Origin of the sequence: Nocardioides sp. T2.26MG-1 (assembly GCF_950101795.1) — a bacterium.
In the GTDB taxonomy this organism is placed as follows: domain Bacteria; phylum Actinomycetota; class Actinomycetes; order Propionibacteriales; family Nocardioidaceae; genus Nocardioides.
Map to the genome: position 1 here is coordinate 100,430 of NZ_CATNLZ010000023.1, position 12,848 is coordinate 113,277.

General features: G+C 73.8%; 12 protein-coding genes. 3 read left to right on the plus strand and 9 right to left on the minus strand.

The genetic code is table 11. The features are described from left to right. Window positions 1-16: 16 nt before the first annotated feature. Together QQZ14_RS13270 and QQZ14_RS13275 are read right to left on the minus strand one after the other, a co-directional pair. A complete protein-coding gene (locus tag QQZ14_RS13270; protein ID WP_284534798.1) occupies window positions 17-784 on the minus strand; it encodes a tyrosine-protein phosphatase in 768 nt (255 codons plus the stop codon). Window positions 785-829: 45 nt separating this feature from the next. After that, the gene (locus QQZ14_RS13275; RefSeq protein WP_284534799.1) at window positions 830-1,396 is read right to left on the minus strand and encodes a protein-L-isoaspartate O-methyltransferase family protein; all 567 of its coding nucleotides are present in this window, start codon (window positions 1,394-1,396) and stop codon (window positions 830-832) included. Between the two features lie 74 nt (window positions 1,397-1,470). On the opposite strand from QQZ14_RS13275, the gene QQZ14_RS13280 reads away from it, so the two are divergent. Beyond that, window positions 1,471-1,854: a PLDc N-terminal domain-containing protein gene (locus QQZ14_RS13280; protein WP_284534800.1), complete on the plus strand. Its 384-nt coding sequence runs from the start codon at window positions 1,471-1,473 to the stop codon at window positions 1,852-1,854. Between the two features lie 3 nt (window positions 1,855-1,857). Here the strand turns inward: QQZ14_RS13280 and QQZ14_RS13285 are convergent, their stop codons facing one another. The 7 genes from QQZ14_RS13285 to QQZ14_RS13315 form a co-directional block, all read right to left on the minus strand. Continuing rightward, complete coding sequence (locus QQZ14_RS13285; RefSeq protein WP_284534801.1) at window positions 1,858-2,640, minus strand: DUF1295 domain-containing protein; 783 nt, start codon at window positions 2,638-2,640, stop codon at window positions 1,858-1,860. Then, entirely contained in the window at window positions 2,637-3,887 is a 1,251-nt protein-coding gene (locus QQZ14_RS13290; protein WP_284534802.1) for an SAM-dependent methyltransferase, read from the minus strand. Before QQZ14_RS13290 ends, QQZ14_RS13285 begins: the two co-directional genes overlap by 4 nt. Beyond that, on the minus strand, window positions 3,884-5,968 hold the full coding sequence (locus tag QQZ14_RS13295) for an FAD-dependent oxidoreductase (RefSeq protein ID WP_284534803.1): 2,085 nt from the start codon (window positions 5,966-5,968) through the stop codon (window positions 3,884-3,886). The genes QQZ14_RS13290 and QQZ14_RS13295 overlap by 4 nt, the downstream gene beginning before the upstream one ends. After that, window positions 5,965-6,714: an anti-sigma factor gene (locus tag QQZ14_RS13300; protein WP_284534804.1), complete on the minus strand. Its 750-nt coding sequence runs from the start codon at window positions 6,712-6,714 to the stop codon at window positions 5,965-5,967. Before QQZ14_RS13300 ends, QQZ14_RS13295 begins: the two co-directional genes overlap by 4 nt. After that, window positions 6,711-7,328: an ECF RNA polymerase sigma factor SigK gene (gene sigK / locus QQZ14_RS13305; protein WP_284534805.1), complete on the minus strand. Its 618-nt coding sequence runs from the start codon at window positions 7,326-7,328 to the stop codon at window positions 6,711-6,713. Before sigK ends, QQZ14_RS13300 begins: the two co-directional genes overlap by 4 nt. A gap of 50 nt (window positions 7,329-7,378) precedes the next feature. Next, window positions 7,379-8,044, minus strand: a complete 666-nt coding sequence (locus tag QQZ14_RS13310; protein ID WP_284534806.1) for a fasciclin domain-containing protein — start codon at window positions 8,042-8,044, stop codon at window positions 7,379-7,381. 147 nt (window positions 8,045-8,191) lie between these two features. Then, window positions 8,192-9,721, minus strand: coding sequence for a molybdopterin-dependent oxidoreductase (locus QQZ14_RS13315; protein ID WP_284534807.1), 1,530 nt, complete (start codon window positions 9,719-9,721; stop codon window positions 8,192-8,194). A gap of 56 nt (window positions 9,722-9,777) precedes the next feature. Here QQZ14_RS13315 and QQZ14_RS13320 point away from each other — a divergent pair, with 56 nt between their 5' ends. Both QQZ14_RS13320 and QQZ14_RS13325 read left to right on the plus strand, forming a co-directional pair. Then, window positions 9,778-10,548 carry an enoyl-CoA hydratase-related protein gene (locus QQZ14_RS13320; RefSeq protein ID WP_342395238.1) on the plus strand — a complete coding sequence of 257 codons (771 nt, stop codon included), beginning with the start codon at window positions 9,778-9,780 and terminating at the stop codon, window positions 10,546-10,548. Window positions 10,549-10,634: 86 nt separating this feature from the next. Continuing rightward, the gene (locus QQZ14_RS13325; protein WP_284534809.1) at window positions 10,635-12,836 is read left to right on the plus strand and encodes a HelD family protein; all 2,202 of its coding nucleotides are present in this window, start codon (window positions 10,635-10,637) and stop codon (window positions 12,834-12,836) included. The last annotated feature ends 12 nt before the right edge of the window (window positions 12,837-12,848 follow it).

Here is a 12,848-nt window from a genome sequence, read left to right on the forward strand (position 1 = left end):
CGCCCCAGTGTGGCGCTCAGACCACCAGTCGTGCGCGGAGTTCGGCGAGCACGTCGTCGCCGAGCCCGAGGCCGTCGCGGAGGTAGCCGTCGACCGACCCGTAGTCCGCCGCGGCCGCGTCGTAGGCCGCCTGCAGGTACGACGCCTCGACGACCATCGTCGGCTCGTAGACCGCCACCTTGTCGGACCCCAGGTGCTCGGCGACCAGCGCGAGGTACTTCTCCCGGGTCGCCGACGAGACCTCGTTGGTCAGCAGGTAGTCCGCGACGATCGTGTCGTGGTCGACGCCGGCGAGCTCGAGCAGCAGCGCGGCCGCCCAGCCGGTGCGGTCCTTGCCGGCCGTGCAGTGGAACAGCTGCGGCAGCCCGCCGGTGGCGAGCTCGGTGAGCAGGGCGGCGTACGACGAGCGCGCGGCGGGCGAGCGCACGAACGCGACGTACACCTCGTGCATCACCCGGTGCGCCGCCTCGACGTCGGCCAGCGTCGCGACCGTCTCCATCGGGATGCCGGCCACCTCGGCGTGCCGCCACGCCGCGCCCGCGACCTCGACGTCGGGGTGCGCCTCGATCTCGGGCCCGCCGCGCAGGTCGTGGATCACCTGGATCCTCAGTCCCGCAAGGGATCTGGCGTCCTCCTGGGTCAGCTGCAGCTCGTTGGACCGGTAGTACGCGCCGCGCCGCACGTGCCGTCCGTCGCGGGTCGGGTAGCCCGGGTCGTCGCCGGCGACGTCGCGGAGGTTGTCGGCGGAGGCGAGTCGCAGCAGCTCGGCGGGGGCGTCGGTCACGTCGCCAGGCTAGGCAACCCGGGGCAACACCGGGTGAACGAGCCGTCAGCGCAGCGGGACGAACCGGTACCAGCCGTGCCGGGTGACCACCGGCGGGCCGCCGCCCTGAGCGACCACCAGCAGCATCTCGCCGCCCACCGGGATCACCATCCGGCCGGCCGGCGCGAGCTGCTCGACCAGCCCGGCGGGCAGGGCATCGGCCTGCGCCGACACCAGGATCCGGTCGTACGGCGCGTGCGCGGGGTCGCCGTACACCTCGGGCGTGGCCTGCTCGATCCGCGCCCACGACCACCCACCGTGGGCGAGGTTGGCGCGGCCGAACGTCACCAGCTCGGGCTCGAGCTCGACGCCGAGCACCTCGCCCGTGGGCCCGGTCAGCTCGGCCAGCAGGCCGGTCGTCCAGCCCGAGCCCGAGCCGACGTCGAGCACCCGGTCGCCGGGCCGGACCTCCAGCAGGCGCAGCATGTTCGCGACCGTCCGCGGCTGGGAGTTGGTCTGCCCGTGACCGATCTCGATCGGCCCGTCGTAGGCGGCGCGCCGGCGCTCGCGCGGCGGCAGGAACCACTCCCGCGGCACCGCCGCGAACGCCTTGTCGACCCGGTCGGGCGCCACCTGGCCAGTCAACCACCGAACCCGCGTCGCGAAACAGGTGACGCGGGAGCCCGTCCTGGGCGAGACTCGCGGGCGTGATCAAGGTCGAGCTGCTTCTCGGTGTGGCGGCGTTCGCGCTGTGGGTCTTCTGCCTGGTGGACGCGATCGGCGCCCCGTCGGACCGGATCCGCAACCTGCCCAAGGTGGCGTGGATCCTGCTGATCCTGTTCTTCCCGTTCGTCGGGTCGATCGCCTGGCTCGTCGCCGGCCGCCCCGACAACGGGGTGAGCCGCCGCTCGCCGTACGAGCGGGAGACGCCGCACTTCCCGGAGTACGACCGGCCGGGTCGGGCCGCCGCCGTCGACCCCGAGCGGGACGACGCGTTCCTGCGCCAGGTCCGCGAGCGGGCCGAGGCACAGCGCAAGGCCTACGAGGCCCAGCGCCGGCGCGACCGCGAGCGCGAGGCCGGCGAGCCGTAGTCGTCAGCCGCGCTTGGGCGGCAGCGGCACGAACATCGACGTGCGGGCGGCGTACTCGGGGTAGCCGGGCCGCTTCATCATGGTCTTCTCCAGCAGCCGCGCGCCGGTGATCCACACCAGCCAGATCGTCATCGCGACCGGCGCGAGCAGCGACGCCAGCCCGGCGACCCACCCGGAGGCGAGCCCGCCGGCGAGCCACAGCCCCCACCACACGCAGCAGTCGCCGAAGTAGTTGGGGTGCCGGGTCCACGACCACAGCCCGCGGTCCATCACCGGGCCGCGGTCGGGGTCGCGCTTGTACGCCGCGAGCTGGGCGTCGCCGACGGACTCGAAGAGCACCCCGACCAGCCAGAGCACGAGGCCGGCCCAGACCGGCCACGTCCACTCGAGGCCCGCGACCGCGGCGGTCTGCAGCGGCAGCGACACCAACCAGACGGCGGCGCCCTGGAGCCCGAACACCTTGCGGACGGCCCGGCCCATGCCCACCTGCTGGAGGGTGCCGCCGAGCATCGCCTCGTAGCGCGGGTCCTCGCCGTGGCCGCGCGACTTCACGAAGATGTGCCAGGACAGCCGGCCGCCCCAGGTGGTGACCAGCGCGGCCAGCAGCCAGGACTGTCCGGTGCCGGACACGACCGCGCACACGAGCGCGACCGCGATCAGGGCGAGCCCCCAGCCCACGTCGACGACCGAGACCCGGCCGACCCGCGCGGCGACGTACGCCGTCGCGGTCATCACGGCGGCGGCCGCGAGCAGCGAGAGACCGGCGACGAGCAGCAGGTCGGTCATGGTGTGATCATGACGGACGCGGGCCGCTCCAGGGTCAGCTGCTGCACGTCGAGGTAGCCCGAGGCGAAGCCGGCGCGGGAGTAGCACAGGTAGAAGTGCCACATCCGCACGAACGTCTCGTCGAAGCCCAGCCGGCGGACGTCGTCCTCGGCCGCCAGGAACGTCTCGTCCCACCGGCGCAGCGTCTCGGCGTAGTCGCCGCCGAACGCCAGCCGGTCGGTGACCCGCAGCGACGTGTGCCGCTCGGTGACCTCGTCGATGACCTGCGCCGACGGCAGGAACCCGCCGGGGAAGATGTACTTGTTGATCCAGGTGTAGCTGCCGCGGGTGGCAAGCATCCGGTCGTGCGGCATCAGGATCGCCTGGATCGCGGCCCGCCCGCCGGGCGCCAGCAGCCGGTCGATCGTGCGGAAGTACGTCGGCCAGTACTCGTGGCCGACCGCCTCGACCATCTCCACCGACAGCACGGCGTCGTACTCGCCGCGCACCTCGCGGTAGTCGCACAGCTCGATGCTCACCCGGTCCGCCAGCCCGGCCTCGGCCGCCCGGCGCTCCGCGAGCGCGAGCTGCTCCGAGGACAGCGTGACCGTGTGGACGGTCGCGCCGCGCGCCGCGGCGCGGATCGCGAGCTCGCCCCAGCCGGTGCCGATCTCCAGCACCCGGGTGCCCGCGCGGACGCCGGCCCGGTCGAGCAGGCGGTCGATCTTGCGGTGCTGGGCCGGGAGCAGCGCCTCGTCGAGGTCGCCGTCGAACAGCGCGGAGGAGTAGCTCAGCGACTCGTCGAGGAACAGCCCGAACAGGTCGTTGGACAGGTCGTAGTGGTGGGCGATCAGCTCGCGGGTGCGGTCCTGGGTGGTGCGGTGCGCGCGCGGCGTACGCCGCTGCACCAGCGACCGCGCCCGCTGCAGGCGCTGCGGGATCAGGTCGCCCACGTTCGCGGCCAGCACGGTGAGGAAGCCGGTGAGGTCCTCGGCGGTCCACGCGCCGGTCAGGTAGGCCTCGCCGAAGCCGATCAGGCCCTCGCGGCCCAGCCGCGCGAAGAGCTCGTCGGGCCGGTGCACGGTCATCGCCGGCCCGCCGCGGCCGAGGGTCTCCTCGCCGACGTGGACGGTGACGTCGAGCGCGTCGACGGCGTGGGTGAACAGGCGGCGCGCGACGCGGGACGAGACTTCCGTGCGGAGGCCGGTGGGTGCGGCGTCCAGCCCCGGCCAACGGCCGGAGGTGGATCGGGTGGACGTGATGGTCACCGGACTCCCTCCTGGTGGTGGGCCGGTCGCGGTCGGACCGGCAGTCGGCGCAGCCACAGCGCGATGCCGTGGGCGCGGATCAGTGCGGCGCCCCTGAGCGCCGCGGGTGCGGCCCGCCACGGGCCGTGGGTCGAGCGGGTGCCGGTGAGCGAGGCGCTGAAGCGCGCGCCGTCCTCGGTGTTCAACGTGACGCTGACCGTAAGCCGCTCGCCGGGCACCGGCACCAGCAGGTCGTAGCTGCCGTCGGTGCCGTGGAACGGCGAGACGTACATCTGCTTGGGCGTCGTGGCGCGGCCGCGCTCGTCGGGGCGGACGAGGTAGGCGTGCCGGTCGCCGTAGGTGTTGTGCACCTCGACGACCGTGCACGGGTCGCCGTGCTCCGGCGTCACCCAGAACACGCTGATCGGGTTGAAGCAGTGGCCGAACGCCCGTGGGTGCGCGGCCATCAGCACCCGGCCGGTGCCGAGCTCGACGTCGTGCCGGGCCAGGAAGGCCGCGAGGTTCTCCCTGATCGAGCGGTCCGGGTCGCCGAGGTGGTCGCGGCCCTCGAAGCGCCCGAGCAGCCCGTGGTCGGGCAGCGCGTCCAGGTCGACGAGCCAGGTGTGCGACCGGTTCCTGAAGGACCGCCGGAACGGCTGGCGCCGGACGTGGGTGATGGTGGTGGCGTAGACGCCGGTGGTGGTTTCGAGGCTCGGCGCTGGCGCGCCTCGCACCTCAACCCCCGTGTCGGTCGTCGCTGGCGCGCCTCGCACCTCGACCACCGTGGCGGTGTTTGAGGTGCGAAGGCGCCCTGGCGCCTGAGCCTCGAAACCACCACCCTCTGGATGGATCCACTCGAACCCCAGCCGCTCGGCGGCGGCCAGTCCCGAGCGTGCGCCGTCCTCGTGGAACCCCCACCCGTGGTAGGCGCCCGCGAACGCGACCCGGTCGCTGTCGAGCTCGGAGAGCCGGCGCTGGGCCGCGACGGACGCGGGCGTGTACAGCGGGTGCTCGTACTCCATCCGGGCGATCACGGTCGCCGGGTCGACGAGGTCCTCGCCACCCAGGGTCACCAGGTAGTGCGTCTGCGTGGGCAGCCGCTGCAGCCGCGTGAGGTCGTAGGTGACCGTGACGTGGCCGCGCTCCCCGACAGGCCGGCGGAAGTTCCACGACGCCCGTGCCGCCTCGGCGTCGGGCAGCAGCGAGGTGTCGGTGTGCAGCAGCGCCACGTTGGGGGAGTAGGTGATCGCGCCGAGCACCTCCCGCTGCGCCGGCGTCGGGTCGGCGAGCATCGCCAGCGCGTGGCCGGGGTGGGTGGCGATCACGACGGCGTCGTACGTCGTCACCACGCCGTTGCCGTCGGTCACCTCGACGCCGTCCGGGCTCTCGGCCACCGAGGTGACCTTGGTGCCCGTGCGGACCTCGTCGACCACGGCCGCGACCTGGCGGACGTACTCGTGCGAGCCGCCGGTCACCGTGCGCCACTGCGGCGAGCCGGTGACGCTGAGCATCCCGTGGTGGGAGAGGAACGCGAACAGGTAGCGGGCGGGGTACTCCAGCGCCACCTCCGGGTCGCACGACCACACGGCCGCGACCAGCGGCTCCATGAAGTGCCGCGTGAAGTACGCCGTGAACCCGCCGGCCTCGAGGAACTCCCGCAGGGTGCGGTCGTCGCCCTCGCCCGCGAGCAGCGCCCGGGCCCGCCGGTGGAAGCGCGGCACCTCAGCGAGCATCCGCAGGTACGCCGGGCTGGTCAGGTTCCGGCCGCCCGGGAACAGCCCCCGGGGACCGAGCGCGCCGGCGTACTCCAGGCCGGTGGCGTCGTCGCGCACCGACATCGACATCTCGGACTCCTGCGTGGCGACGCCGAGCTCGCCGAAGAGCCGCAGCAGCGTCGGGTAGGTCCGCTCGTTGTGCACGATGAAGCCGGTGTCGATCGCCAGCGGCCCGGCCGTCGCGTCCTCGACCAGGTGGGTGTCGGCGTGCCCGCCGAGCCGGTCGTCGGCCTCGAGCAGGGTGACCCGCGCGGTGCGGGAGGCGACGTACGCCGCGGTCAGCCCGGCGACCCCGGACCCGACGACCGCGACGTGCCGGCGGCTCATGCCTTCCTGCCGAAGTCGAACAGCGCGATCGGGTCGCTGGTCGGCTTGTCCGAGCCGCCCTCGGGCTCGACGGTGATCCCGGCCGCGGTGGCCGTCGCCGCGTCGCCGGCGAGCAGCACCCGCTGGTCCTCGCGCACGGGCATCAGACCGGCGGAGACCATGCCCTTGCCGGGCTGGTCGAGCCAGACCTGGTAGACCTTGCCCGGCGGGGGCGGCGGCATCTTCTCGGTGACGAGCACGGCCCGCCCGACGCTGTCGGAGTGGACGAGCGTCGCCCTGGCGCCGCCGTCGAAGTCGAGCGAGCTGCGCTTGGCGTCGGCGGCCGAGAGCACGGCCTCGACGGCCGAGGGAGCCTGGCTCGACTCCTGCCAGGGCTGCTGCCAGAGCACCGCGCCCCCGCCGACGGCGAGGACCGCGGCGGCCGCGGCGACCAGCAGGTTGACCCGGCGCCGGGGCCGGCGGGACGCGAGCGAGACCGGGGCGGGTGCCTCGGGCGGCAGCGGCCGGGTCGTGGCGATGCCGGCGAGCACGCGATCGCGCAACGCGGCGGGCGGCTCGACGGCGGTGGTCTCGGCGAGCGTGCCGGCGGCCTCACGGAGCGACGCGACCTCGGCCCGGCACTCCGGGCACTCGGCCAGGTGCCGCTCGAACGCGGCGCGCTCGAGGTCGTCGAGGGCGTCGACGGCGTACGCGCCGGAGAGCGCGTGCACGTCGTAGCCGGGGTTGCCCGGGTAATCGGAGCTCATGAGCCCACTCCCATCGCGTCACGCAGCCGGATCAGTCCGTCCCGGATGCGGGTCTTGGCGGTGCCGACCGGTAGGTCGAGCATGGTCGCCACCTCCGTGTGTGTGTAGCCACCGAGGTACGCGAGGCCGACGGCCTCGCGCTGCACCTCGGTGAGGGCCGCGAGCGCGCCGCGGACCCGGTGGGCTTCGAGAGACGCGTGCGCGGCCTCGGCGGTCGAGTCGTGCTCGACCGGCTGGTTCTGCTCGTGGTACGTCGCGTCGCGGCGGGTCGCCGCCTCCGCCGACCGCACCCGGTCGACCGCCTTGCGGTGGGTGATCGTCAGCAGCCAGCCGAGCGGGCTGCCCTTGTCGGGGGCGAAGCGGGACGCGGTGCGCCAGATCTCCAGGAACGCCTCCTGGGTGACCTCCTCGGCCTGGGCCGGGTCACGCACCACCCGCACCGCGAGCCCGAAGACCCGCGCGGCGGTGGCGTCGTACAGGCGCGCGAACGCCTGCTCGTCGCCGCGGGCCGAGAGCCGCAGCAGCTCGGCGAGGTCGGACGGCTCGGGACCGGCACCGGGCGCCCCCTCCTCGGGGGAGGGGGCGCCGGCGCCGACGGGGCGGATGTGGTCCACGGATGGATCCTTGCTCCTCGGGTCCTGGTGACGTCTGGTCTCGAGGGAGATCAGGGCATCAGGACGGAGTCGATGACGTAGACCGTGGCGTTGGCCGTGGGGATGTTGCCGCAGAGGACCTTGGCGTCGGCGGCGCCGACCGTGAAGTCCTCGCCCGAGCCCTTGACGACGACCTTCTCACCTTCGAGGGTCTCGTGGGTGCCCGCCAGGTCCGCCGGGGTGAGCTGGCCGGCGACCACGTGGTAGGTCAGCACCTTGGTGAGCAGGTCCTTGTCGGCGAGCACGCCCTTGAGGTCCTTCGGCGGGATCTTGCCGAACGCGTCGTCGGTGGGGGCGAAGACCGTGATGCCCTCGGCGGAGTTGAGGGTGTCGACCAGACCGGCCTCGCCGACCGCGGTGACCAGCGTCTTCAGCAGCGGGTTGGCGCTGGCCGCGGTGGCGACCGGCTCGGTGGCCATGCCGTTGAACGAGCCCGCGCCGGAGTCCGGGATCGCCGAGCAGCCCGCGCCGAAGGTGCCGGCGCTGGCGTCCATCGGCTCGGTGCCGGCGTCCGACCCGGAGTCGGACCCCATGTCGGACGGAGCGCTCGAGGCGGTGGTGGGCTCGGCCGAGGCGTCGTTGCTGTCGTCGGAGCCGCCGCAGGCCGCGAGGCCGAACGTGGCGACGAGCGCGAGGGCGGCGAGGCCGGAGGAGCGGCGGAGGGAGCGGTTCTTCATGGTGGTGCCTTTCGCTTCGAGTTCGTGGTGGTGGGGCGAGCTCTGCGGTTCTGGTCTGCGGCCGAGATGTGAGTAGTTCGGACCAGGTGCGGGATCGGATTGGTCGAAATGACGACGACCCGCCCGAAACTTTCGGGCGGGTCGACGTCAGGCGACGTTGACGACGATCTCCTGGATGCCGCTGGAGCCCGCCGGGAACGGCGCGGTGCGGGCGGCGGTCTGCACCTCGCCCTCCCCGTCGAGGGCGCGGACGGCGAGCGAGTGCCGCCCCGGCTCGGCGGTCCACGGCAGGTACCACTGCCGCCAGTAGTCGCTGCCGGCCGTCGGCCCGAGCCGGGCCTGCTGCCAGGGGCCGCCGTCGACGCGCACCTCGACGCGCTCGATGCCGCCCTGGTGCTGGGCCCAGGCGACGCCACCGATCACGGTGCGGCCGGCGTCGACCGTCGACAGCGGCCGTGGGGTGTCGATCCGGCTGGAGATCTTGATCGGGGCGTCGGTCGCCCAGTCGCGCCGGGTCCAGTACGCCTCCTGCTCGGCGTACGTCGTGAGCGTGATGCGGGTGATCCACTTGCAGGCGCTGACGAACCCGTAGAGGCCGGGCACCACCATCCGGGCGGGGAAGCCGTGCTCGCGGGTCAGCGAGCGCCCGTTCATGCCGACCGCGATCATCGCGTCCCGGCCGTCGGTGGCCAGCGCGAGCGGCGTGCTGATCGTCATGCCGTCGACGTCGGTGCTCAGCAGCTGGTCGGCGCGGGTGCCGTCGATGCCGGCACTGTCGAGCAGATCGGTGAGCCGGACCCCGAGCCAGCGGGCGGACCCGACGTAGGTGCCGCCGACCTCGTTGGAGACGCAGGTGAGCGTGATGTCCCGCTCGACGAGCGGCATCGCGAGCAGGTCGTCGAAGGTGAAGGTCACCTCGCGGTCGACGTCGCCGTCGATGGTCAGGGTCCAGCCGTCGACGTCGACGATCGGCAGCGTGAGGCGGGTGTCGACCCGGTAGAAGTCGTCGGTGGCGGTGCGGAAGCCGCTGATGCCGGGCACCCGGTCGTCGAGCCCGGCCGGGAAGGCCGGCGCCGGGTCGGTTGCGGCCGGCAGGTCGACCACCGTGGTGCGGCTGCGGTACGACGCGATCCAGCGGCCCGCGCCGCCCATCGCGGCCGCGGCGACGCCGAGGGTGGTCGCGGCGACCAGGACCCCGCGGCGGCTGGGGCCGGTCGCTCCGTCCGCCCCGCGGTCGGCCGCGGTGTGGGACCGGGTCAGCCAGGCGAGTGCGGCCAGGCCGGCGACGGCTGCCACGAGGCTGGGCAGCACGTCGCTGGTCGCCGCGCCCGGGCGGTCGAGCGCGGCGACGGCCGGGACGGCGACGAGCACCAGCAGCAGGGCGGCGCCGTACGCGAACCGGCGCCGCGCCAGCAGCCCGGCCACCGCAGCCAGGACGAGCACGCCGAGCAGCACCGAGCCGACCAGCACCGCCTTGTCGTGGGTGCCGAACTGCGCGATCGCCCACTCCTTCAGTGGCGTGGGCGTCAGGTCGATGACCGTGGACCCCACGACCAGCACCGGGGACGCGGCGGGCTCGGTCAGGCCGGCGACCAGGTGCCCGGCGGCGATGCCGACCAGGGTGGCCAGGATGCCGACGCCGGCGTGGGCGCTGGCATGGACTAGGCGATTCCTCATGGGTGCTGTTCGGAGCGGAGGCCACCCGCGGATGGGGATGCGGCAGGATGGCGCGCATGCCCGACGCCCCCACTGAACTCGTGCACTACACCGTCGGCGGTCCCGTCGGTGATGCCGTCGCCACCTTGACCCTCGACTCGCCCCACAACCGCAACGCGCTCTCGCGCCGGCTCGTCACCGAGCTGTTCGAGGGCCTCGAGCGCGCCGCGGCCGACCCGGCCGTGAGGGTCGTGCTGATCGGCGCCGAGGGCCGGGTCTTCTGCTCGGGCGCCGACCTGTCCGAGGCCTCCACCGGGGGCATGGAGGAGGGCACCCGCCGGATCATCGATCTCCAGCGCCTGATCGTCACCCTCGACAAGCCGGTCGTCACCCGGGTCTCCGGCGCCGTCCGGGCCGGCGGCATCGGCATCGTGGCCGCCTCGGACATCGCGATCGCCGCCGAGGACGCGACCTTCGCGCTCACCGAGGTCAAGCTGGGCCTGGCCGCCGCGATCATCTCGCTGACCGTGCACCACCGGATGACCCCCCGCGCCGCCGCGCTCACCACCCTCGGTGGCGAGGTGTTCACCGGCGCCCAGGCGGCGTCGTACGGCCTGGTCACCAGCGCGGTCCCCGGCGAGTCCCTCGACGAGGAGGTCGCCCGGGTGTGCGCGTCGCTGGCCACCGGCGCCGCCCAGGGGCTGCGGGAGTCCAAGCGGGTCCTCAACCGCGACCTGGTCGCCCGCATCGACGCCCACGGCACCGAGATGGCCGAGCTGTCCGCCCGGCTGTTCGCCTCCGACGAGGCCCGTGAGGCGATGACCGCTTTCTTGTCCCGTACGAAATAGCGGCATGTCGGCCCCGGGACACCGGGTAGGCTTGACGACTCGCTGAATCGGTCCGGAACGCTTCCGGGGTCTGAGGGGATCGAGAGTTGTCAGAAGAGCTGGTCGAGCGTGAGATCGCTGCCGAGCAGGCGTTCGTCGACCGGGTGTACGTCCAGCTGGCCGAGTCCGCCCGGCAGGCGCAGGCATTGGCCAAGGAGGGGCACAGCCGCGGCCGGCTGGGCCACGAGGGCGGGCTCGTCGAGCGCGACGCGATGGTGTTCCAGGCCGCCCGCCGGATCGCGCAGCTCGACGCGGCGCACGAGGGGCTGGTCTTCGGCCGCCTGGACATGACCTCGGAGGTCGACCCAGAGCCCCGCTACGTCGGCCGGATCGGCCTGCGCGACAGCAACCGCGACTCGCTGCTCATCGACTGGCGCGCCCCGGCCGCCGCGGTGTTCTACCAGGCCACCGCGGCCGAGCCGCACGACGTGGTACGCCGGCGGGTGCTGCGCTGCACCGGCCCGCAGGTCGTCGGGGTCGAGGACGAGCTGCTCGACGCCGAGGCGCTCGAGCGCTCCGGCGCCGACCTGCCGATCGTCGGCGAGGGCGCGCTGATGGCCCAGCTCTCCCGGGCCCGCGACCGCTCCATGCACTCGATCGTCGCGACCATCCAGGCCGAGCAGGACAAGGCGATCCGGGCCCCCGGCAAGGGCGTGGTCGCGATCTCCGGCGGCCCCGGCACCGGCAAGACCGTGGTCGCGCTGCACCGCGCGGCGTACCTCCTCTACAACGACCGGCGCCGCTACGAGGGCGGCGGCGTGCTGATCGTCGGCCCCAGCGGCGTGTTCATGCGCTACATCGAGCGGGTGCTGCCGAGCCTCGGGGAGACCGCGGTCGCGCTGCGCTCGCTCGGCGAGGTCGTCGACGGCGTGCGCGCCACCCGCCACGACGAGCCGGCCGTGGCCGACGTCAAGGGCTCGGCCCGGATGGCGGAGCTGATGCGGCGTACGGCGCGGCAACAGGCGCCGGGCAGCCCGCGTGAGTTCCGGATCTTCTGGCGCGACGACGTCGTCGTGCTCGACCGCGGCGAGCTGGGCCGGCTGCGCCGACAGCTGATGTCGCAGGGGCGCCGCAACCGGCAGCTGCCCCGGGTGGCGCACTCCCTGCTCGACGCCATGTGGCGCCAGATCCGCGGCGAGCGCGGCCGGGAGCGGGGCCGCGAGGCGTTCGACGAGGAGATGCTGTCGAACCAGTCGTTCGTCGACTTCGCCGCCGCGTGGTGGCCGCCGCTGGACGCCCTCGAGGTGCTCGGCTGGCTGCGCGAGCCCGAGATGCTCACCCGGGTCGGCGACGGCCTGCTCACCTCCGAGGAGCAGCGGCTGCTGGCCAAGTCGTGGGGCGACCCGAGCGGCACGGTCGACCTGTCGGTCGAGGACGTCCCGCTGCTCGACGAGCTGCGCTACGCCCTCGGCGACGTCCCGGCCCGCACCGACGACGAGCGCGAGCTCGACGACTCCGGCCTGCTCGAGGGCGGGGTGGACATGCAGGAGCTGTTCACCGCCGCCGACCGCGAGTACGCCCCGACCGGCCGCGCCTGGGCACCGCCGACGCACAAGATCGACGACGACCCGTTCGCCCACGTGCTGATCGACGAGGCGCAGGACCTCACGCCCATGCAGTGGCGGATGGTCGGGCGCCGTGGGCGCACCGCCTCGTGGACGATCGTCGGCGACCCCGCCCAGTCGTCCTGGCCGGTGCCGGCCGAGTCGGCCGCCGCCCGCGCCGCGGCGTTGGAGGGCAAGGAGATCCACGAGTTCCACCTCTCGACCAACTACCGCAACTCCTCGGAGATCTACGCCCATGCGGCGGCGTATGCCGAGCGGGTCGGCCTCGACGCCGACCTGCCGACCGCGGTGCGCTCGACGGGTGTGGAGCCGAAGACCCTCAGCGGGGTGACCGACCTGGAGGCCGCCACCCGCGAGGCGGTCAACGAGATCGCCGGCCAGGTCGCAGGCACCGTCGGCATCGTGGTCCCCGTCGCCCGGCGCTCGGAGGTCAACGCCTGGCTGGCCTCGTGGCCCGAGCTCGCCGAGGACGCCCCGGGGGCCCGTGCTGCGGTCGACTCCTCGGTGACCCCGTCGGGCGAGGACCGGGTCGTGGTGCTCACCGGCCTCGACACCAAGGGCCTGGAGTTCGACGGCATCGTGGTGGTCCGCCCCCAGGAGATCGAGGACGAGTCGGCGACCGGCAAGGCCACGCTGTACGTCGTTCTCACGCGAGCGACACAGCTGCTGACCACGCTGTCTTGAACCGTAGAGTTC